This window comes from Calyptranema fuscum S582, assembly GCF_055793305.1.
The window spans coordinates 163,066-184,520 of record NZ_JBSLYH010000008.1 but is presented as its reverse complement, the minus strand read 5'-3'; the positions used below and the strand labels follow the sequence as shown (position 1 = coordinate 184,520).

17 protein-coding genes are annotated in these 21,455 nt (G+C 48.0%); 4 read left to right on the top strand and 13 right to left on the bottom strand.

Features of this window, described 5'->3' with window-relative positions; translation table 11 throughout:
* Positions 1-523 precede the first annotated feature (523 nt).
* The 8 genes from ppk1 to ACR6Z4_RS08160 form a co-directional block, all read right to left on the bottom strand.
* Positions 524-2,686 carry a polyphosphate kinase 1 gene (gene ppk1, locus ACR6Z4_RS08195; protein WP_479716773.1) on the bottom strand — a complete coding sequence of 721 codons (2,163 nt, stop codon included), beginning with the start codon at positions 2,684-2,686 and terminating at the stop codon, positions 524-526.
* 490 nt (positions 2,687-3,176) lie between these two features.
* Entirely contained in the window at positions 3,177-4,721 is a 1,545-nt protein-coding gene (locus ACR6Z4_RS08190; protein ID WP_479716753.1) for an HNH endonuclease family protein, read from the bottom strand.
* Positions 4,722-5,013: 292 nt separating this feature from the next.
* Complete coding sequence (locus ACR6Z4_RS08185) at positions 5,014-5,352, bottom strand: type II toxin-antitoxin system PemK/MazF family toxin (RefSeq protein ID WP_479716752.1); 339 nt, start codon at positions 5,350-5,352, stop codon at positions 5,014-5,016.
* Positions 5,352-5,588, bottom strand: a complete 237-nt coding sequence (locus ACR6Z4_RS08180) for a hypothetical protein (RefSeq protein WP_479716751.1) — start codon at positions 5,586-5,588, stop codon at positions 5,352-5,354. Before ACR6Z4_RS08180 ends, ACR6Z4_RS08185 begins: the two co-directional genes overlap by 1 nt.
* Positions 5,589-5,864: 276 nt before the next feature.
* Positions 5,865-7,820 (bottom strand): protein kinase domain-containing protein, encoded by a 1,956-nt coding sequence (locus ACR6Z4_RS08175; RefSeq protein WP_479716750.1) that lies wholly within the window; start codon positions 7,818-7,820, stop codon positions 5,865-5,867.
* Positions 7,820-8,068 (bottom strand): Ycf34 family protein, encoded by a 249-nt coding sequence (locus ACR6Z4_RS08170; RefSeq protein ID WP_479716749.1) that lies wholly within the window; start codon positions 8,066-8,068, stop codon positions 7,820-7,822. Before ACR6Z4_RS08170 ends, ACR6Z4_RS08175 begins: the two co-directional genes overlap by 1 nt.
* A 232-nt stretch (positions 8,069-8,300) precedes the next feature.
* Entirely contained in the window at positions 8,301-9,281 is a 981-nt protein-coding gene (locus ACR6Z4_RS08165) for a hypothetical protein (protein ID WP_479716748.1), read from the bottom strand.
* A gap of 120 nt (positions 9,282-9,401) precedes the next feature.
* Positions 9,402-9,788 carry a hypothetical protein gene (locus tag ACR6Z4_RS08160; protein WP_479716747.1) on the bottom strand — a complete coding sequence of 129 codons (387 nt, stop codon included), beginning with the start codon at positions 9,786-9,788 and terminating at the stop codon, positions 9,402-9,404.
* Positions 9,789-10,112: 324 nt separating this feature from the next.
* Here ACR6Z4_RS08160 and ACR6Z4_RS08155 point away from each other — a divergent pair, with 324 nt between their 5' ends.
* The 3 genes from ACR6Z4_RS08155 (at position 10,113) to ACR6Z4_RS08145 (ending at position 14,293) form a co-directional block, all read left to right on the top strand.
* On the top strand, positions 10,113-10,334 hold the full coding sequence (locus ACR6Z4_RS08155) for a hypothetical protein (RefSeq protein WP_479716746.1): 222 nt from the start codon (positions 10,113-10,115) through the stop codon (positions 10,332-10,334).
* Positions 10,335-10,440: 106 nt separating this feature from the next.
* Positions 10,441-11,913: a FecR domain-containing protein gene (locus ACR6Z4_RS08150; RefSeq protein ID WP_479716745.1), complete on the top strand. Its 1,473-nt coding sequence runs from the start codon at positions 10,441-10,443 to the stop codon at positions 11,911-11,913.
* Positions 11,914-11,956: 43 nt separating this feature from the next.
* Complete coding sequence (locus tag ACR6Z4_RS08145) at positions 11,957-14,293, top strand: iron uptake porin (protein ID WP_479716744.1); 2,337 nt, start codon at positions 11,957-11,959, stop codon at positions 14,291-14,293.
* Here ACR6Z4_RS08145 and wecB read toward each other — a convergent pair.
* The 5 genes from wecB to ACR6Z4_RS08120 all read right to left on the bottom strand — a co-directional run bounded on the left by wecB (position 14,282) and on the right by ACR6Z4_RS08120 (position 20,937).
* Positions 14,282-15,406 (bottom strand): non-hydrolyzing UDP-N-acetylglucosamine 2-epimerase, encoded by a 1,125-nt coding sequence (gene wecB, locus ACR6Z4_RS08140; protein WP_479716743.1) that lies wholly within the window; start codon positions 15,404-15,406, stop codon positions 14,282-14,284. The genes ACR6Z4_RS08145 and wecB overlap by 12 nt on opposite strands.
* A gap of 78 nt (positions 15,407-15,484) precedes the next feature.
* Complete coding sequence (gene purU / locus ACR6Z4_RS08135; protein WP_479716742.1) at positions 15,485-16,339, bottom strand: formyltetrahydrofolate deformylase; 855 nt, start codon at positions 16,337-16,339, stop codon at positions 15,485-15,487.
* Positions 16,340-16,516: 177 nt separating this feature from the next.
* Positions 16,517-17,305, bottom strand: a complete 789-nt coding sequence (locus ACR6Z4_RS08130; RefSeq protein WP_479716741.1) for a DUF4340 domain-containing protein — start codon at positions 17,303-17,305, stop codon at positions 16,517-16,519.
* A 120-nt stretch (positions 17,306-17,425) separates the two neighbouring features.
* Positions 17,426-19,159: a GldG family protein gene (locus ACR6Z4_RS08125; RefSeq protein WP_479716740.1), complete on the bottom strand. Its 1,734-nt coding sequence runs from the start codon at positions 19,157-19,159 to the stop codon at positions 17,426-17,428.
* Between the two features lie 515 nt (positions 19,160-19,674).
* Complete coding sequence (locus ACR6Z4_RS08120) at positions 19,675-20,937, bottom strand: acetylornithine/succinylornithine family transaminase (protein ID WP_479716739.1); 1,263 nt, start codon at positions 20,935-20,937, stop codon at positions 19,675-19,677.
* 229 nt (positions 20,938-21,166) lie between these two features.
* Here ACR6Z4_RS08120 and ACR6Z4_RS08115 point away from each other — a divergent pair, with 229 nt between their 5' ends.
* Positions 21,167-21,349, top strand: coding sequence for a hypothetical protein (locus tag ACR6Z4_RS08115; protein ID WP_479716738.1), 183 nt, complete (start codon positions 21,167-21,169; stop codon positions 21,347-21,349).
* Positions 21,350-21,455: the final 106 nt, after the last annotated feature.

Below are 21,455 nucleotides of genomic sequence, written 5' to 3'. Positions count from 1 at the left end.
GAGTTTGTCTAACGATCCTTGAGTTTGAGTATTGGGGTGTGAAAAACAGGGCAGTTACCAATAGTAAAACTCGATCAGTTGTTGGTGATATTCTAACGGCGAAATTGCGATCGCTCCTCTTCCTTCAGGTTTAAATTAACTCTGAGTTGCTATCAGTAAGTTTTCTGAGGAAGACATGTAGTTTTATTGACATTTCTCATCTTCAAGCTATCTTTTATAGTGCTTTGCACCTGGATAGATCACGGGTCTCACCCAATACCTTGTAGTTCACGCCCTTGAGAATTGCTATATGTAGCAATCCTAAATAAGGTGTGAAATAACCTGCCCTTCGGGCAGGTTATTTCACACGGCTATAGCATGCCTAAATCAGTTGTGAGATTGGTATCTTGTGAGAACCGCACCCCGCAGGGGTGCGGTTCTCACAAAACATTTGAGATAGATAGATAGACGAAGAATGAGTGTAAACGCCGATCTCAAGATGAACTGAAAATTGAGACAATAACGTCTAAAAATCTGTAACTTTTTAAACAGAAATAGTGGATGATTTCAGTGTTTTTTCCATCAGTAATGTTTGAGCGCTACGTTCTTCTGCGTCTGATTGTGGGCGACGCTGAATGTAACGACCATCGGGTTGTAGTTCCCAGGCATGACGATTGTCGGACAGCAAGATATCAAGGATGTCTTTGAGTTGTTTTAAGACGCCTGGATCTTCGATAGGTGCGATCGCTTCGACTCGTCGATCAAGATTGCGCGGCATCCAGTCGGCACTGCCAATCAACACTTCGGCTTCACCATTGTTGTGGAAATAGAAAATCCGGGAGTGTTCTAAATACCGTCCAACGATGCTAATCACCCGAATGTTGTCGCTAATGCCTTTTAGACCGGGACGCAAACAGCAAATACCCCGGACAATCAAATCAATTTCAACCCCTAGTTGAGATGCTGCGTAGAGGGTGTGAATGATGGTGGGATCCACAAGAGAATTCATTTTGGCAATGATATGTCCGGGATTGCCGTTTTTTACCTGTTCCATTTCACGCTGAATCAGAGCAATCATGCGATCGCGCAGTCCGACAGGTGCTACTAATAGCTTGCGATAGATCTGTTGCCGTGAATATCCGGTCAAGTAGTTAAATAAATCAGATAAATCAGCACCCAGGTCTTCTCGACAACTGAGCAAGCCCAAATCGGTATACAGTCCGGCTGTTTTGGGATTATAGTTACCTGTGCCAATGTGAACATATCGGCGAATCTTATCCTTTTCGTGACGTACCACCAGTAAGACCTTGGTGTGGGTCTTTAGCCCGACTAACCCATACACCACATGAATGCCCGCATCTTCTAACTTGCGCGCCCAGCTAATATTATTGGCTTCATCAAACCGGGCTTTTAACTCTACCAGGGCAACGACTTGTTTGCCATTTTCAGCAGCCGTAATCAACGCTTTAACAATCGGTGAATCACCCGATGTACGATACAGCGTCATTTTGATAGCAAGTACATCTGGGTCACACGCCGCGTGGGTGATGAATTGTTGTACCGATGCCGAAAATGATTCATAGGGATGGTGTACCAGTAAATCTCGACGACGAATGATGCTAAAAATGTCTTCTTTCTCTTCAGCTTCTAACATGACGTTGTCAGAGTCGAGGGGGCTGAAGTGCTTCAATCGAGACGGTACAACGGGCGACCAGGGTGGATCTTTCAACTCGGGTAAAGGCAGAGACGTGAAAAAGAATAGATCCTTGAGATTTAGCAAGCCATCTACTTCATAGACATCATTTTCGACCAGATCCAACTCTTCCATCAGGGTTTGACGAATCCAGTCGGGGGTCGAAGCTTGAATTTCTAGACGCACCACAAAGCCACCCAACCGTCGCTTGCGCAGTTCTTGTTCGATCGCCAATAGTAAATCATCGCCTTCATCTTCCTGTACTTCAAAATCAGCATCACGGGTGACGCGAAAGAAGTAGTATTCCTGAATATTCATTCCGGGAAAAAGGGATGCCAAGTTATGAGCGATCGCTTGTTCTAAGGGAACGCCTGTCCATGCACTGGTCTGTTCCTGTGGCTGCAATTCCTTAGGAAAACTGAGAAATCGGGGCAGAATATTGGGCACCTTGACCCTGGCAAAATGCTCTTCCTGGGTTTCAGGATCTTTAACGACCACTGCCAGATTGAGGCTGAGGTTGGAAATGCGCGGAAATGGGTGTGCCGGATCGACTGCCAGAGGCGTGAGCACCGGAAAGATCCGCTCTTCAAAATAGTCTTCTAAAAAGGCGCGTTGCTCTTGATTGAGATCGATGTAATTGAGCAAAGAGATGCCGTGAGCCATCAATAGTGGACGTAACTCTTGCTCAAAGAGTTGATGCTGAAGCGCCACCATGGGGCGGAGATGTTCGTAAATCTTATCAAGTTGTTCTTGCGGAACCAGCCCATCCGGCGTTTTCTTACTAACCTTTGCCTCGATTTGCTCTTGAATGCCTGAGACTCGCACCATGAAATATTCGTCTAGATTGGCGCTAAAAATAGCCAGGAACTTCAGGCGTTCTAATAATGGCGTGCGTGAGTCCGTTGCCTCATGCAGCACACGGTTATTGAACTCCAACCAGCTCAACTCTCGGTTGAAAAAGTATTGGGGGTCACTGAGATTGAGATCTGGGCTGGATTTCTTTACCTTAGGCATAAATTTGGGTCGCGAAACTACGGGCATTAAGAGCATCTTGCCAGAATCGCCCTGAAAGATAAAGTTTGCTACCATACATTGCCTGAGTTGGCGTTGATCAAGACAGTTCCATGCCTGAATACTGATAGGTAAAGCGATCGCTAGATTGAGACTGTCTACCGATATAAATCGCTTGGGCGATCGCACCTTGCCTTCAAAACTTTCAGCCTACTTATAACTAGATGATGAAGTTACACTTCTTTCCTTTCCTTGAAGCAATCAAACTAACAGTTCCAAGTGGTGAAGGCAGACATTCACCAGCACTTTCAAATCTGCCGACATGAGTGTTAAGTCACCCATCTATAGTTTATTTCTGAATCTCAGTATTTCAACCAATTACTTAACTTATATTCCAGAAACGTGTTTGATTATGTTTAGCTTAAACTGTATCAGCATAAACTAAAAAATAAAACGGTAAGGTTTTCCCCGTAGAATACTGCATTTAAAGATTTTAATTTTTGTAAGTACTATTGCAGTAAGGATGGGACAACTGAGCATTCTCCAATATTCCAGTCCCACCGTCTTGTTTCCGTATTTTATGATCGATTTGAATTGACTTTGAATGTAACAATCCACCACAAATTGAACAGCGAGGTGCAGCCTTGACCGCCTCTCTAATAAATGCAGCACTCTTAGTATCTTTTGAGAAAGATGAAGACAGAGCTTCTACTTGTTCAACTGATTCCAGCACTAAATAAGAAAATTGCTTCTTTAAAACTATATTCTTTAACACACTTTCAAGAGGAACATCTTTATTTAGCTCGTCAAGAATTGCCTCAAAATAATCTGTGATGGGAATTATTGCTTTATTAGCCTGTCGCGCTTTTCGGACAATTTGTTGAATGACATGATCAGACATCATTAATATCACTTCGAAATCAGCTCGATGCTTAGTGAAAATATTGAGCTTACGTTTCTGTTCTAATCTTTGAGTAAACTCAATTACTGCATGAAAACAACTTACTCGAAAGTGCCCATTGCTACTGTATATGTAAACTATAGGATGAAGACCCAAAGAAGAGGGATGAATATCGTTCACCCGTCTTAATGCTCTATGAATAGTTTTCAATAGGCTAAGCGTTTTTTCCCCAGTCTCGTCATCGACTTCTGTGTCACTTTTAAAGATGTTAACTAGTTCATAAATCATTGATAGAGTGTTAGTTTTATAATTTTCTCCACCCAAAGGTAGGTCTAGACTCTTAATAGGACTAGGTACTATTGGGTTAAAAATCAGTTTGTTGACTTCTTCTGCTTCTTTCTGAATAGCATCAGCTATTTGAGGATTATACGTTTTCCAGTACTTATAACCCTGACCTCCGCGACGGATAGCTCTTGAGCAAAGACCAGAGGGCTTTCTTCTAGATCTTAGGACAGAAATTTCACTCTCGCTGAGAGGAGTAGATTTTTGATTAATCTTAAAAAAGGAATCTTCGGCTTTTCTTGAATCTCCATCAACCCATTGAAGCTGTATGGCTCTCGTTCCAAGGCTTTTCAATCTTTTTTTGACTTTATCTTCTGCTAAATCAGGTTCAAATAGAGATTCTTCATAGTGCTTAAATGCACCAATTTTTGAATTTATTAATTCTCTAGCCTTTCGTGCATTTTCAATCTGGATTTCAGGAAGACTATTATCAAAAAATTTTCTTGAAAGTTTGCCATCGCCATAGTCGTCATTAACCCACGCAGCTAAAGCACTAATTCGATGAGCACCATCTATGACGAATGTATAACTATCTCCGTATTTCCAAAGAATAACCGCCGGAATGAGATCACCATCGAGGAAGCTTTCAATTAAATCAAGTACTTTTTCAGCATCCCATTCACTAGTTTCTCTCTGAAAATCAGGTTTTCTTAAAGATGCAAAGAAAAAACCAGGAATTTTAAAGTCGCTGTAGCTTAAAGTTGTTTTATGTGGTCCTTGAGAAATCTGCGATTCATCTTGGACATCAAAGTCCTCCCTACTAATCAGGGCGTCTAGGAATAAGTTGCTTGCCATAAATCTTTTCTTAATAGTTTGTTCTATTTACTAAATTAGTGACATCCCAAATTTTCGAGTCTGGACTAGGCTATAGCACTACTCCACCAAGACACTAATGTAACCTAACAATCTTGATTTAACCAAATTGTTCTTAATTTATCCATGGATAGGTAATTAAGGCAAAACTTTTTGTACATTTTGAGAATTTGCAAAGAGTTCTGATGTATGAAATTTGTTATATGGTTAGCATTAACTCAATATATTGTGCTAAGCGATCGCCCTATTCCTGCTGTGCTGTGCAATGGTAGTTTTAAAGACAAAGAATTATTCGTAGCCCTTCATCTACTTCTTCTTGCAAAAACTCTGGAAGTGAACCGATTCGTTCCACTAAAAATGTTTTGTCAAGCGTGAGGATTTGAGATACGTTAGCAACCGACGCTTTGGGCAAACCTGATGCTTCACAAGGTAGTAATACATTGCCAGGTGCTTCTGCTAAGCGAATGTTTGAAGTGATAGTGATGACTATAACTGTACCGATACGGCTTTGGATAAACGTATCATCTTGAATCACTAAAACCGGGCGACGATATCCAGGTTCTGAACCGACTGGTTCGGGTAAGTTCGCCCACCAAATTTCTCCTCGATACATTACCAATCCTCATGGGGCAAGGACATAAACTGCATCTTTGCCATCATTGGATCTAGTTCGGAAGAGGCATCAGAATACACCTGATTGAGCTTGTTCAGAATTTGATCGCGGTTGTACTTTTGTAGATAAGCTTGTAACGCTTTGGTGTAAAGCTCACTGCGTGAAAGTCCTAACTGTGCGGCAAGTGCTTCTGCTTCGGCAAAAACTGAATCTGGAAGCGAAATAGCAGTTTTCATGGTGACCTTGATTTGCATCGCTATCATTTCAGTTATACTTTGGTATAACCAAAATTGCAATTGCTTTCTATTCTGGCAATTGTCTCACCAAAGTTTTTGACTATCAGCGATCGCAACTGGGGTGTGCCTCTCACAACTTGCTGGCAATTGTCTCACCAAAGTTTTTGACTATCAGCGATCGCAACTGGGGTGTGCCTCTCACAACTTGCTGATGTTACACGTGTTTTAGACTCGCTATATCAGCGATCGCTTTACCAAAATTTTTAATTTCCTTCTCTATACGTGCTGCCATACTTTAACGGTTTCATCGGCACTACCACTAATCAAGGTGTGTCCATCGGGGCTAAATACGAGTGTGGTGACTGTCCAGGCGTGTCTGAGGGTGCATAGGCGATGGGTTTCAATCAGGGGACGTTCTCGAAAACTGCGATCAAAACTCCAGATCTGGATGCTGCTATCTTCGCTGCCACTGGCAAATAAAGTCCCATCGGGGCTAAAGGTGACGCAGGTAATGCGATCGCCATGAGCTGCCAGGGTGCGTAAGGGTTCACCTGTTTGCATATCCCAAATTTTTAGGGTTTTATCCCAACTGCCACTGATCAAGGTTTGTTGCTTCTGTTTGAACGTGGGGGTATGAATCGGGCTAATGGCGATCGCACCAATGCCATCAGGGTGTCCTTTCAGGAGATGAATCAACTGCCCCGTGTCCGCATTCCAAAGGCAAATTTTGCCATCTTCACTACTGCTTGCCAGTACTTGCCCATCTTGGCTAAATGCCAAACTACTAATCTGGCTTTGATGGCGGGTGAGATTGCCCAACGGTTCGCGATGATCTAAATCCCAGATTTGAATGCGTCCATCGCCGCCGCCACTGGCAAGGAGTTGACCATCAGGACTGAGGGCGATCGCCGTCATGCCCCACCCATGCCCCGGTAACGTCGCATCCAGACTGAGTTCTGGCAAATACCAGAGTTTGATGGCACCATCCTCGCTGGCACTGACCAGGCTTTGTCCATCGGGAGTAAATACTAACCCACAAATAGAACTGGTATGCCCATTGCCCAACCACAGCGATCGCCCACTGAAGGTATGGATCAAGTCACCACTGGGCAAATCCCACAGCTTGATAGTTTTATCGACACTGCCACTGGCAATGGTGCGACCGTCAGGACTAATGGCGATCGCGGTCACGGCACCCGCATGGTCGGTCAGGGTCAAACGGCAGTGCCAAACTTGCTCTGGCACAATCTGTTCATAGCGGTGCAGGGGGGCTTTGCTGGGGTGGTTAGTTGTGAGTTGTTTCGGGGAAGGAGGACGGGATGAAACAGTCTTTGCGTCTGGTGCCAAGCCCAAATCCTGCAATACGTCAGTTGCCGTTTGGTAGCGCTGGCTGGTTGCCCGTTGCAACAACTTATCTAAAATACGACGTAATTTGGAACTAACAGGTTTGGGTAAAAATTGCCGCCAAATCCACGCATCCTGGCTGACGGAATAGAGATCAAACGGGTGCATTCCGGTGAGTAAATGAATGCAAGTGACACCCAAACTAAAGAGATCGCTAGCAAACTCCGCTTTGCCCATCGCCTGTTCGGGAGCAACGTAAGCCGCACTACCAATCACTGTCCCCGTTCGCGCTAGAGTGGTGTCGGTTTCTGCGTATTTAGATGCGCCAAAATCAACCAATACTAATCGTTCGTCATTCAGCGGACAAATAATATTTTCGGGTTTAATATCGCGATGAATCACCCGATGCTGGTGAATAAATTGTAAGACGGGCAATAAATCTAATAAAATTTGCCAGATTTCTGCTTCGCCGAATAAGCCATGGTCGATCAAGACCGTTTCTAGATTGGGTCCATCGATAAATTCTTGTACCAGATAATGAATCTTTGCCTGCTCAAAATAGTCCCACAATTGGGGGATTTGCGAATGCTGACCCAACTGCGCTAACCGTTCTGCTTCTTGATAAAACAAATCGGTGAGTTTGTCGGGTTGATTGAGATACTGAAAATTAGTGCGATTGTCAGGCAATGATTGTTTGATGACGCAATCGGGCGCATCGGGTTCAGCCAGATCCATTGCCAGGAAGGTGCGACCAAAGCCGCCCTGTCCTAAAACTTTGATTGCTTTATAGCGATCGCCCAAAATTAGCGATGACCCACAATTCAGACAAAACTTAGCATCGTCTGGGTTGTGCGGTTTCTGGCAGGCAATGTTAAAGCAGTAGCTCATCAAGTGGGAACTAACTCACCCGGCCTTAGTTTTGCCCACTTCCCCATTTCTGGCTGAAAGCTTTGACACCCGACCACATCCCATTCCATCTCAATCACATCATCTTTGTTGCGGATGTTGACGTTGATGGTCGGTTCGACGGCTTCAAAGTCTGGAAACTCAGTTAAATGAGGTTGTTGGTGCTGATGCTCAACGGCATTATAAGTCGTGCACCGATCGACGTAGTGGCAATTCACGCAAATGCACATCGCGAAATCCTCCGCAGCATCAGCCAATAGATCAACGCTTCAATCAGACAAGCTGCCTTGCCTATTTCTGTTACTCTATCTCAGTTTTAGCAAAACGGGGCTACGTTCACAACCACTGATTTGGGTAGAGATATAGTACTTTAAGTGCAGAAACGGTGTTGTGGGGCGCTCCGCGCCCCACAACACCGTACTGCATCAACCTGCACAGCGCTATATCGTTTCCAGGCAGAATTTAAACCAGCAAACGCTGTAAATTCGCATCGCCACGGGTTTCGACGGTGTGACGGACTCGCTGCCACAGGCCTTGATCCTGCCGATACAGACTCAAAACCTGGAGACTGGCTTGAGCATCCGTCAGTCGGGCTTCTGCTACCAGAGAGAGTAAGAAATCCAGTGCCGCATCGGTGCGCAGCATGGCGATCGCCAACAAGCCAGTCTGCCGCAGATCTGGATCGCGTAGGTGTTGCCACCAGTCTTTGAGTAGCTCAAATGCTTCCGGAACGCGAGATTCCCCCAACGCCAAAGCAGCCGCTTCGGCACTTTCGGGATGGATACCTAAAGCGGGGGGTTCTTGGCGGCGATAGAGATAGTCTTTCACCAGGGGCAATGATGACTGGGGCGCTAGTTTTAGTAGCGCAATCAAATAGTCTGACAGGACGGCAAAGTCATCACTCACTTTAATCCGCAGGCGTAACAACGGTATGCCGATTGGATTATCGCTATAGGCGATCGCTCGGGCAGCAGAGATGCGGGCTTCTGGTTTGGGGTCGGCAAGTAAGTCTGCCAGTTCTGTCATGACATCGGCATAGTTCATTCTCACCAAGCCCAATGCACAGACGCCGCGTAAGGGAGCGGCTTGGTCTTCCTGTCCACCCCAGACGGGTTCTAGCTGAATGTGGCGAATGCCCCGGAGGAATAGATCAGGGTCGCTGTAATCTAGGTGATATAAGGCGTTGGCAATTTCTTTTTTGGCAAGACAACCGGGATCTGTATCCGCAGGTTTGACCATCAGCCGATCGAACGTGGCGATGAGATCGGGAATTAACGATGCGATCGCAAACTCTGCAATGAGCTTGGCAGCCTGGGCGATCGCAATGGAATATTTGCTGCGAAGCACTTGACGCAAAATGGCGATCGCCTCTTCTGACACTGGATCATCCCGGACATCAGCCAGAAGGGCTTGGATTTCTTCAAGTTTGCGGGATTTTGCCATGAGTCTACAGGCAACGCACCGGATTTTGGGAAGACGTGAAAACTGACTTTAAACGTGTTTTGGGTGAGCAAACGCCGTTTGCTCACCCAAAACTATAACCCTATTTAAGGAATGCAATGGCTATTGCCCTAAGTGGTTGTCTTCGATCCACTGAACCACTTCCGATTCAGATTCAGCATACAGCGCTTTACCCGATTGCGGATCAAATGCATGCCACCAGGTAGCACCGTTGGCATCTTTAACTTTCTCGACCGATAGGTGGGTTGATTTATCAATGACATCCAGCAAATTATTCCAGGACGACTTGACCCAATTGGCGATCGCAGAGACATGGTGGTCATAAGCGCCCCCCAGACCCAGTTGGCGCTGTTCTTGTTCTAATAGGCTAACGAGTTGCGTATTATGGTTGGCTCTTGCCACTTCTAACCGATGAGATAAAGAAACGGCAATATTTTGCTGGTGCTTCGCAAAGATTTCAGAGTTGTTGAGACGAAATACATGAGCCATAGGTTTTGCCTGCATCCTGTGTGAACAAAGTTATAGGAAATGAAGAGTGCGAAATGTAAGTTGGAAGTGCCGACCCATGTCTTCTGTAGCAGCATTGATAACCTGCGACCTGGGGCGACATATCCAAACTCTGGAAAAGATTGATGAGGAGTAAATTCCTTCTCACTATCTAATCTTAAATCTTTTCTGTAGCATTTGCTACGAAAATCAGTTTAATTTAAGCCTGTTTGCTTTTGCAAAAGTTTCTTGTCACCTTGCATATTTCTTCGAGGCTCAACCTACAGATCCATAGCAATCTGATGTGTTGATTTTGAGGATAGTGCGATGTGGTCTTCTGTAAAAACAATCCTGCCCCTTGTTTTAACGGCTTACAGCTTACTTGCAGGGATGCCAATCTCTTCTCAGGCTGAAAGCATGGGCAATCATTTTAATGCTGAAGGTGAATTAAGGTCTCAGGTTGTTGACACTTCTTTAGATGTTGACTTACAGTATGTTCCTCCTAACCGGGGAACACCTGCCCGTCGAGGCGGTGGTGGCACCCGCTAAGTCAGCGAACCCTGAAAAAGTGAAGTTTTATTTCAAGATTCACCATGACGATGGTTTAGCGTTGGATTTTAGTTCAGTAAGCCAGCATTTCTGAGGAACCACCAGGATGAAGCGGCGAATTGGGTCATTCACCACGATTACTTTGTTTGCTAGTGTTCTATGCGGTAGCCTCAGCCTGCCTGCGATCGCACAACAAAGTACCCTGACCCGCGCAGAGGTGTATCGCCTACAAAATAATGTACAGCTTTTGTTAAGAGGACAAACGCCCCGTGCCGCAAGACTGTCGGACGTTTTAGTCCCATTAGATGCTTTGAGAACATCGGCATCTGCTATTGCCGAACTCTTGTTTAACGAAGGGTCGATCGCACGAGTCGATCAAAATACAACATTTCGGTTTGAAGTTGGGTTACGGCGATTTCAACTCCGCAATCTGGTTGCCCTGAACGAAACCACATTTGTGTTAGAAAATGGGACAGCGCTGATTATCAGTCCGCCTGACAGCGTGGGGACTCAGATTCGCACGCCTCAAAGTCAGATTAATATTGCGACGTCAGAATTTCCGACGGCAACGCGTTCGACTCAGGGAACACCAGCCACCCTCGTTGCACTGCGTTGGTTCAACAATAAGTCTCTACCAGCGTTGGCTGAGCCGCTAAGCGTTGAGAAAGTCGCCCCAATTCAGGTGTCTCCGCTCGATCGGGTTCATTCCGACCCTCCACCGTTACGCCGGAGTGAACCCGATCCTTTATTGCTGACGCAAACGGAAGATTTGTTGCCCGCACCCGCACGCAGTAGCGCCGTTATGGTGGTGCATGATGCGACCAATGGCATAACTCAAGTGTTTGCCCTGACCGATGGCGAGATTACCGTTGCCAATGAGGCGGGAACAGATGCCGTTTCTCTGTTAGGCGGACAAACGGTTGCCGTTGCCAGTGGACAACTGGGAGACATTCAAGAATTTGATCTGGAAGCTTTCTATCGCAATGTTCCGTTAGCCGCAGGATTGGGACCGTCACAGGAAGCGGCGATCGCCCAACAACCCGCCGCTGTGCAAACTAGCCTTAACGCTGTACGTCCGGCAACGCTGGCAGCCGTAAGACGACAGGCACGACGACTGGAAGGGTTTGCCACCACCTTTTTGCGCGATGCGTTGAGTGGATCAGATAGTGATTTTGATGGGCAACGGGGACGCTCAGCGATTATCATCGACGCACAACAAACATTGAACGGTGTTTTTATCCGCAGAAACGATACAGCCGACGGATTTAATGCCGACTTTGTAGACGACAATGGCAATGTCATTCCCATCGCCGTGAATACGGACGATCGCACGATCACAATCAACGAAAGTCGCGGCACTGCCAGCAACGCCGGACTCAGCGGTAATAATGCCGTGGGCACCGTTATTTTCCAAGATGGCACGACGGTTCCGTTAGGGTCGTTAGGCAATGTCACGTTGCAAAATGGTCAAGCGATTCGCATTGAAGTCTTTAATGTCAACGGCGATTTTGACAACATTCCTGCCCAGGGTGGGCGACGTCCCGGACAGTTGACCATTGGGTTGCCGCCTGATCGGTAAGCAACTTAACCATGTGATGCCTTGAGTGGGCAGAGGAGGTGTTTTGGATAGACAAGGGTGTTGGGTGTTATCAGGGATTTCGATCTTGATGGTGGTGCCACCTGCCTATGCAGAGCTTCAGCCAGCGAATCTGCCACCGGAGATCCTCGCACCCGATCGCACTACCACGGTTGAACCCTCTACGCGATCGCAAGATTTAGGCGATTCCATGACCCTGGCGATCGCCGTGCCATCCAATCCATCTGCTGCTGAGTCATCCTCCCATCCGGCAACGGCAACTGGTCTGTCAGCAGAAACTGGCGTCCCAACAACAGCGATCGCAGAGCAGGAGACTTCAGATGTACCGATAGATCTGCCCGAAAATCTATCTGAAAATTCGCCCGAAACTTTATCTGAAGATCTGCCTGGAAATTCGCCCGAGAATTTATCTGAAGATCTGCCTGAAAATTCGCCCGAAACTTTATCTACAAATTCACCCGCAACTCTATCTGGAGATCTGCCTATTGGCATGTTGCCCAGCGTTCAGGTTTACACAGCCTCCGACGCTAACAATGGCATGGATGACTCTGCGATCGCTCCATCAGACCTGGATCGAGTCGATCGCATGACTCCAGATGAGTGGATTGCCTTGATTAATGGCGACGAAACTATCAACGATCCTCTCAACTCGGTTACAAACGTTCATTTAGATCAGAGCTTAGACGCGAACCCTGACCCAAATTTTAGCGAAATGCTAACCGCAGAGATGTCGGATGAAACGACTCATGGGCAACCCTCTAGCCGACCACCTCGATCACCTGTAGAATTCCAGACTGAAGCCGAACGGTTGTCTCCGCCAGAGCCGTTGAACTCCCAATCCCTGGCAGATAGCGAAACCGCTTCACCCGACCCAGATAACCCATTTCCAGATCTATGGGACTCCGATTTATTTGAATCGTCGATGGATCAGGTGACGTCTGTTTCTCAACTATCGGACGTGCAACCGAGCGATTGGAGCTATCAGGCGTTACAAACCTTGGTCGAGCGCTATGGGGTGATCTCTGGTTATCCCGATGGCACTTTTCGTGGCGATCGCTCTCTGACGCGCTATGAATTTGCTGCCGGACTCAATGCTGCCATCGAAGCTCTTACCCAACTACCTGCGATCGCCACCGATGGGTATGCTACTCAGGACGATTTGGCAACCCTGCAACGCCTCCAGACCGAATTTTCGACCGAACTGGCTGCTATCCGTAGCCAAGTCGGAACGCTGGAAAACCGTGCTGCACAACTGGAAGCCCAGCAATTTTCTACCACCGTGCAGTTGGGCGGCGAGACGATTTTTGGACTGGCAACGGCGGGTGGGGGCAATCCACCCGGCACAGGTGACGGCAATATGGTTTTCACCCATCTGACGCAGCTTCAGCTTGCAGGCTCATTCAGTGGGCGCGATGCCTTTCGGATCGGGTTGTCGGCAGGGAATTTTGGCGATCGCGGCTTTGCCTCACCCACTAGTTTGAATACCAACATGGCATTGTTGGGCTATCAAGACGACACCGATAACCGGATTCAGCTGAGTTCGTTAGAATATCGCTTTGCCGTGGGCGATCGCCTGGTCGTTACCGTCAAACCTGTGGGCTTTGGTCTGACTACAGTGTTGAGTCCTAACTCTCTGTTTTCCAGTGCCAGCGATGGTGCCCTGTCTCGCTTTGCTGCCTTCAATCCGGTGTTTCGCATCGGTGGGTTAGATAGTGGTGTGGGGGTTGACCTCTTGCTGACCAATCGGGTTCGGCTCCAGGTGGCTTATGGAGCCAGAGATGCCAGCGATCCGGGGCAAGGTCTATTCGCATCCGACCATCGAGCACTGGGCGTCCAACTCCTGACCCGTCCTGTGGATGATGTCACGACTGCCCTTGCCTACGTTAATGCCTTCGACCAGAACGGATTTCTCAACACCTTCACCGGCAGCAATAATGCTGATACGTCGGGTGGGTTTAATGAACCCGCTGCCATTCATGCGATCGCGGGTACATTTCAATGGCAAGTGACACCCAATGTAGTCGTTGGAGCATGGGGCGGGGTGATGGGTACTGTTTCGCTGGAATCGGATGCCGCTGCCCTGTCCACGACTTACCAATTTTCGCTGGGGTTACTGGATCTGTTTGGGCGAGAAGGTGATCTATTGGGTGTCATGGTCGGTCAACCGCCCCGATTGCGGGTTGGCACTTTGATTCAAACGGAAGATGAAGGATCGGGACTGCACTATGAAGTCTTTTATCGATTTCGGGTGAATGACAATCTCTCTATCACACCTGGCTTCTTTATCGTCACCGATCCGGGGCATATCTCCAGCAATGACACCATTTTTGTTGCTGCCTTACGCACCACCTTAAGATTTTGATTCAGAAAAATAGCGTTGCACAATTTTGAGAATGCGATCGGCAGCATGACCATCCCCAAAGGGATTGACGGCTGTTGCCATGCGCTGATAGGCATCGGCGTCACTGAGCAATTCCAACGCCGCATTAAAAATACTCTGAGGCTGGGTGCCGACCAGTTTGGCAGTTCCTGCTGTCACGGCTTCAGGGCGTTCTGTGGTTTCTCTCAGCACCAGAACGGGTTTGCCTAAGCTGGGAGCTTCTTCTTGCAATCCACCCGAATCGGTCAGCACCAGATGACAATGCTGAATCGCACCCACCAATTCACCATAGTCCAGGGGTTCGGTTAAAAATACTCTGGGATGATTGCCCAGCATCGCTTGCAGCGGTTCTCGCACGGTTGGATTGCGATGCAACGGCAATAACAATGCTGTATCGGGGAATTTTTCCAGGATTTGTAAGAAACCCTGGGCAATTTCTTTGACAGGTTCTCCCCAATTCTCTCGTCGATGTACGGTTGAAAGCAAGACGCGGTATTGATTCCAATCCAGATTAGGAATTGGGCAAGCAGGCGATCGCTGTGCCACGGATAGCAAGGCATCAATCACCGTATTGCCAGTATGGTGAATCTCACCGACCACACCCGATCGTTGCAAATGCTCTACAGCCAATGTGGTTGGGGCAAAATGCAACTGCGTTACTTGAGAAATCAGGCGGCGATTGGCTTCTTCCGGATAAGGATTGTAGAGATCATCGGTACGCAATCCCGCTTCTACATGCCCGACGGGAATCTGTTGATAAAAAGCGGCGATCGCAGCTGCAAATGCCGTAGTCGTATCTCCTTGCACAATCACCAGTTGGGGTTTGATCTCCTGAAATAGCGTTTCTAATCCCCGTAGACTACGGCAGGTAATATCAGTCAGGGTTTGCTTGTGCTGCATGATTGCCAAATCGTGATCGGCACTCAAATCAAACAATTGCATCACCTGCTCAACCATCTCTCGATGTTGACCCGTCAGCACCACCCGTGTTTCAAACTCTGGGCATTGCTGAAACTGCTGAATGACAGGTGCCAGCTTAATCGCTTCCGGTCGCGTTCCAAGAATAATGCAAATACGGATTGGGTTAGAGGTCATTGTAAGAAGGTTAAGGGGTCAGGGGTCAGGGTAAAGACTCATTAGCTAATAGCTAATAGCTATTAGCTATTAGCTAACTCACGCAAATACGACGGTGCGGTTGGCGTAGACTAAGACTCGATTTTGCAGGTGCAGTCTGACGGCTCTGGCAAGGACGACTCGTTCCAGGTCTTTGCCTTTGCGGATCAGATCACTGACCTGGTCGCGATGACTGACGCGGACAACGTCTTGTTCGATGATGGGTCCTTCGTCTAAATCTTGGGTAACGTAGTGTGCTGTTGCGCCAATAATTTTGACACCTCGTTCGTAAGCCCGTTGGTATGGGTTGGCACCGGCAAACGCGGGTAGGAAGGAGTGATGAATGTTAATCACCTGGGGAAATTGGGCGATAAAGTCAAACGAGAGAACTTGCATGTACTTCGCTAAAACAACGAGATCAATTTGGTATTGATGAAGTAATTCCAGTTGTTTTTTCTCTTGCTCGTGTTTGGTTTCGGCAGTGATCGGAATGTGGTGATAGTCGATGTTAAATTGAGTGGCGATCGCCCTTAAGTTTTCGTGGTTACTGATAATCACGGCAATTTTGGCATTCAGTTCACCAGCCTGTTGTCGCCAGAGTAAATCATATAAACAATGATCTTGGCGACTCACCCAGATAGCAATGCGCGGGATGGTATCGGAAAACTGGAGTTGCCAATTGGCTTGTAATGGTTTGGCGATCGCGTTAAATGCCGGTGCAATTAAGTCACGCGGTAAATTGAATCCTTCTAACTGCCATTCAATCCGGGTGAGAAATAACCCCATGGTTAGGTCAGTATGCTGATCGGCGTGGATAATATTGCCGCCGTTGGAATAGATAAAATTGGCAATTTTAGCAACCAATCCCTTTTGGTCGGGGCAAGAGATCAACAAGATGGCAGTCGGACTTGTCATTGCTAGGAAACAGGTGGGAGAAAGGTTTAGTTGTTTCCTAGCTATTAGCTAACAGCTTTTCGCTAGGAAACAGGTGGGAGAAAGGTTTAGTTGTTCGTTGTCGGCGTTGGTATTCGCTATCAGCTATTAGCTAACAGCCTCTTCATCATTATCCCTTTACTGCTCACTATTACTCCGTCAAGGGGTTGGGCTTTGTGAATCTGGACTGGTTGATGTGGGGCTTTCTAGCGTGGGGCGTTCTGGCGTGGGGCGTTCTGGAGTCGGACTTGCTTCAGCAGGCGTTTCTGGGGTAGGACTGGTTGAAGTAGAGCTTTCTGGGGTGGGACTTGCTGACGTAGAGCTTTCTGGAGTGGGACTGGCTGCATCAGAGCCGTCTGCATCCGGGCTGGCTGACGTATTACTATCTGGCTCTGTAGCTTGTTTCCATTCGGCTAAGGGGCGGCTTACAGCATTCTCGAAGTCGGGGGGCACGAGTAAAACCTGAAGTGTCGCACTGGGATCACTGGGCGCATCGGCTTGCGCGTAAATGAAGCTCCGGTTAAAGTCGTATTCTCCCAGGGTTAAGCTGTGCGTTTCCTGGTTGTCGAGGGTGAATTCGATCACGGCCAGGGGTTGATGAAAGCCAAATTGTTCTCGGTCGGTTGCGGGTGCCGTCAAGGTGCGATCGCTGGTTGCTGTGGTGATGAGATTGAGTAGAAAGGCGATGCTGGCATCATTGGCAGTTGTGGGCTCAGGAGATTTCATCTGCCAAACGCCCTGACTATCTTTTTCAAAGGAGAGCGATCGCAACTGAGTTTTCAGGGTGAACGATTGAACCTGACTTTCCTCAATGTTGAAGATCGGCGTGCCGGTTGTCTCCGAACTTCCCGTTTGAGAGGATGGGGTCTGCGTCTGAGAAAAATAGACGACACCACCCAAAATCGCTGCCGCCAGCACTAATACGATGGTTGTTGGCTTCAGTTTCATATCGGTTCTCAAAACATCTCATCAGGTTCTAACAGCACTGGTTTTGAGAATGAATTCGAGTATGAACCCGCAGGGTTCACACTCGAATTCATCCCCGGATCTGGTCGGCTCTCCAAGGGTTTATCTCCGTGACCACCAGATTATAACTGCCATCCCAAAGCCAATCACAGGCAATGCTACGAGCGCTAACAACGCAAGAATCAGTTGCATTTGACCGCTCAGGACAAGGCGACGATTGGTAAATTCTTTGGGACGGATGGAGAGGGTTTGTTGATCTTGCTGGCTCAGCCAACTGACGGAATTGAGGAAGACATCGCCATTCAGTTGCTGATTCACCAATCCATCGGTAATGAAGCTAGAGTTGCCGATCACGACCATGCGAGCCTGGGCAGTTTCATCCGATTCAGCATCGTCAGAGGGTTGATCACTGTCGTCTTCGCTGTCTTCCGTCTCCGAGTCGTCTTCGGCGTCGGTGGATGGAGAAGGACTGGCATCTGGGCTAGTTTCTGGACTGGCGTCTGGGCTGGTTTCTGGGCTGGTTTCTGGGGATGGTGTGGAATCGGTTGAGTCGTCTGTCGTTTCGACCGGGCGGCTGAGCGCTGCCCCCAGCGTCATTTCACCCTGGAACCCCGACGTGGGATCAAATTCTAACTGTCCGCTTTCAGTGAGTCGTTGTGCCTGGGTGCGATCGCTGGTAATGATGATCGAGACGGCTTCTACGCCTGTTTTCTCGTTCAATCCCAATGGCTGCGCGACTGGGTAAAAAGAGATGCCGTTCGCGAAATCTTGCGTAATTGGGTGATTGCCATACTGTGTGACGATGGGCACGGCAGCCCCCAAACCCGCTGACTGACCGGCTGGATCAACCAACAACAGGTTGCTTAATTTCACGCCCCAATCATCCAGCAATTCATCCAAGCCTGTATCGACTGACTGAGTCGGATCTGTTTTGGGATCCAGCAACAGCAGTAGACCGCTCTTGCGTTTGAGATAGTTCTCTAGAGCAGTGACTTCAACGTCTAGAAAGGCTCGTTGGGGATCGGCAATGACTAAAACAGATGTATCATCTGGAACGTTAGTGGTTTCAGCTAGATTTAGCGGTTCGGTAACAAAATTGCCATCCTTTAAGGCAGCGATCGCTTCAGAAATGCCCCCTTCTCCAGCTTCTAGCGGTCGTTCTCCATGACCCTGGACGACGTAAATTTTGGCTGCGACCGGGTTAGAAATTTGGGCGATCGCACTGGTGAGTTTACGTTCAGATAGCTTTTCGTCCGGTGTAATAATCTGCACCAGGCGATTTTCGTCACCTTTTTCGAGATAGACCTCGCCCGGTTGGCGCACATTAAATTTCCGGGTTAGCCCCGGATTAGCCTGGGGATCGATATATTCGTAACTAAATTGCGCATTCTGGCGTTTGTAGTTGTCCAGCAATGCCTGATCGATGGAGTCGGGCGCACTCGAAAAGATCCAGGCTTTGACCGGAGTTTGTAAGCTTTTGACCACTTCCACACTCTGGGGTGCCAGAGTAAAGACGCGGTTTTCGGTCAGATCAAGGCGGGAAACATAGCGCACTCCCAGAAAGTTGATCAGCCCCAAAATCACCAATACGGCTAAGGTTGCAATCAGAGCATTTGTATTTGCCTGGGTTGACCGTTGTCCTAAAAAACCGGGCACGGCGTTGCTGTTATAGATCAGCCAGAGAATGGCGATCGCCACTCCTGCCCCAATCAAACTCAACGGCACAACGCTCCAACTGGCTGCAACAAGTCCTGCCGTCACACCGATAACAATCAGGATAGGACTCAGCCAGAACAGATATTTCCAATACTTCCTGTAGACAACCGCTGTTTTCATAGCGCCACTGCATTATCCTTTGACGTGCATTTCAGGCATCGCTTGATATCGGGATGGATTTGGGACGTGAAACCTCGGGTTGCACATTCAAATTCGTCCCCAAAATCAGCAACGCCCATTTCACAGCATCGCTTGGGGATGGTTTTTAAGTAGAGAGATTAAAAGTCTCCCGCAAAACATCCCTAAACGTCAGCCATATGCATTTCACTGCACAGCTTCTCAAAGGTATTGCAGATAGAGCCAATTGACAACAGGGTGGGGAAAAGCTAGTAGCTACTAGCTACTAGCTAACAGCTACTAGTGTTGCAAACACGAAATTTTGCAAAACATGGGGGTTTGGGGGCTGCGCCCCCAAGAGGGGGTTTTACCCCCTCCACCCCCTCTAAAACTTTTAAGTTGGTGTACTAGCTAACAGCTAACTAAAAACTAGCCAACGCCTGATCGACCGCTACAATTGCCTGACCGACAGCTAACAGCTAGTAGCTGACAGCTAACAGCTAGTAGCTAACAGCTAACTAAAAACTAGCCAATGCCTGATCGACCGCTACAATTGCCTGATCGACTTCGGCTTCCGACACAATCAGAGGGGGGACAAAGCGGACTACTTTCGGACCCGCTGGCACCAGTAGTAACCCCTGAGCCATGGCGACTTTGACTACTTCGATAGATGTCAACTCAGCGTCTGATTTCAGTTCCATGCCCATGATCAATCCCCAGCCCCGGATCTCTGCGATCAAATGGGGATATTTTTGGGCGATCGCTCCCAATCCGGCACGCAGTTGTTCGCCCCGTTCCTGGACATTTGCTAACAGGCGATCGCGTTCTATCGTGCGGCAAATTTCGAGGGCGACAGCACAGGCAAAGGGATTGCCACCAAAGGTGCTGGCGTGATCGCCGGGTTGATAGATATCGCAGAAAGACTTACACAGCATCGCGCCAATGGGAATGCCACCCCCCAATCCTTTCGCAGAGGTGAAAATATCGGGTTCAATGCCTAAGTTTTCGTAGCCCCACATCTGCCCAGACCGCCCCATCCCAACCTGGACTTCATCCAGAATCAGGAGAATACCCTTCTCGTTACAAATTTCTCGAATTCGTTGGAAATAGGCGCGATCGCCGGGACGGACGCCGCCTTCTCCTTGCAATGCTTCTAGCATGATGGCAGCGACATGACGTTCATTGCCATCGATCAAGGCGATCGCTTCCTCGAGTGCCGAAATATTGTTGTATGGCACATAGTGGAAACCGGGCATCAGGGGATCAAAATTCTTTTGGTACTTTGGCTGACCTGTGGCTGTGATCGTCGCCAGGGTACGACCGTGAAAACTCGCATGAGCCGTGATGATAACCGGATGCTCGATATTGAGAACGGTATGGGCATATTTACGGGCTAATTTAATTGCTCCCTCATTTGCCTCTGCTCCAGAGTTACAGAAAAAGGCGCGATCGGCACAGGAATGCTCGACCAACCATTTCGCTAATTCACCCTGAGCTGCAATGTAATAGAGATTAGACACATGGTGCAGCGTTTTTGCCTGACGGGTGACTGCTTCAATAAACGCTGGATGGGCATGACCTAAGGTGCAGGTAGCGATCCCGGCAACAAAATCTAGATAGTCTCGCCCTTCGCTATCCCAAACGCGACATCCGTCTCCTCGCTCCAACATTAACGGAAATCGACCATACGTAGACATGACGTATTGGTCAAATTCATCCGGACTCATAGAGCCAGTCGGGACAGATAGGTTGGGTGTTTGCAGCAAGGTTTCTGGACTCACGGGTTTATCCTCAGGGTCAAATACTCAATTTTACAGAGGTTGGAGAAAATCTTAAACGAAGACTAAATCGCGATCGCGATGATTAATTTATCGGGTGAATCAAAGGGTGGGCACCGTTTCCAGGTATTGTCTACGAGACAGTCTGCGCCCAACAAAACCGGGGTCTAAGACCTTGATTCTAGGCTAGATCACGGAGGATCGGTTTCTGCCAGGTCATGGAATCTACATAATGTCCAATAATGTCCCCATAATGTCCCATGTTTTATATGAACTTCCGGTCAAGCTTTATACGATTCGGTTCATGGAGGCAGGGGGGAAGGGACAGGAAAGGGGCAGTTATCCTCTGGGAGAAGGTCAGCAAGCTCAGTTAGGAAATTGGGGCAACATCAGCCAGAATGACGGGTTTCCTTGAGAGATAAACAGGGTAACAGGAGCGATCGCCCGGTTCAATTTTTCTTCATCAAAACTTCATAGGCATAGGTGTTTGAAATCAAGCCGACTGGGGTAGAGCATGGCGA

Bases quoted from the DNA above. Each gene is read 5' to 3' on its own strand.
- ppk1 (WP_479716773.1), bottom strand. From the start codon at position 2,686: ATGCCTAAGGTAAAGAAATCCAGCCCAGATCTCAATCTCAGTGACCCC.
- ACR6Z4_RS08190 (WP_479716753.1), bottom strand. From the start codon at position 4,721: ATGGCAAGCAACTTATTCCTAGACGCCCTGATTAGTAGGGAGGACTTT.
- ACR6Z4_RS08185 (WP_479716752.1), bottom strand. From the start codon at position 5,352: ATGTATCGAGGAGAAATTTGGTGGGCGAACTTACCCGAACCAGTCGGT.
- ACR6Z4_RS08180 (WP_479716751.1), bottom strand. From the start codon at position 5,588: ATGAAAACTGCTATTTCGCTTCCAGATTCAGTTTTTGCCGAAGCAGAA.
- ACR6Z4_RS08175 (WP_479716750.1), bottom strand. From the start codon at position 7,820: ATGAGCTACTGCTTTAACATTGCCTGCCAGAAACCGCACAACCCAGAC.
- ACR6Z4_RS08170 (WP_479716749.1), bottom strand. From the start codon at position 8,068: ATGTGCATTTGCGTGAATTGCCACTACGTCGATCGGTGCACGACTTAT.
- ACR6Z4_RS08165 (WP_479716748.1), bottom strand. From the start codon at position 9,281: ATGGCAAAATCCCGCAAACTTGAAGAAATCCAAGCCCTTCTGGCTGAT.
- ACR6Z4_RS08160 (WP_479716747.1), bottom strand. From the start codon at position 9,788: ATGGCTCATGTATTTCGTCTCAACAACTCTGAAATCTTTGCGAAGCAC.
- ACR6Z4_RS08155 (WP_479716746.1), top strand. From the start codon at position 10,113: ATGTGGTCTTCTGTAAAAACAATCCTGCCCCTTGTTTTAACGGCTTAC.
- ACR6Z4_RS08150 (WP_479716745.1), top strand. From the start codon at position 10,441: ATGAAGCGGCGAATTGGGTCATTCACCACGATTACTTTGTTTGCTAGT.
- wecB (WP_479716743.1), bottom strand. From the start codon at position 15,406: ATGACCTCTAACCCAATCCGTATTTGCATTATTCTTGGAACGCGACCG.
- purU (WP_479716742.1), bottom strand. From the start codon at position 16,339: ATGACAAGTCCGACTGCCATCTTGTTGATCTCTTGCCCCGACCAAAAG.
- ACR6Z4_RS08130 (WP_479716741.1), bottom strand. From the start codon at position 17,305: ATGAAACTGAAGCCAACAACCATCGTATTAGTGCTGGCGGCAGCGATT.
- ACR6Z4_RS08125 (WP_479716740.1), bottom strand. From the start codon at position 19,159: ATGAAAACAGCGGTTGTCTACAGGAAGTATTGGAAATATCTGTTCTGG.
- ACR6Z4_RS08115 (WP_479716738.1), top strand. From the start codon at position 21,167: ATGTCCAATAATGTCCCCATAATGTCCCATGTTTTATATGAACTTCCG.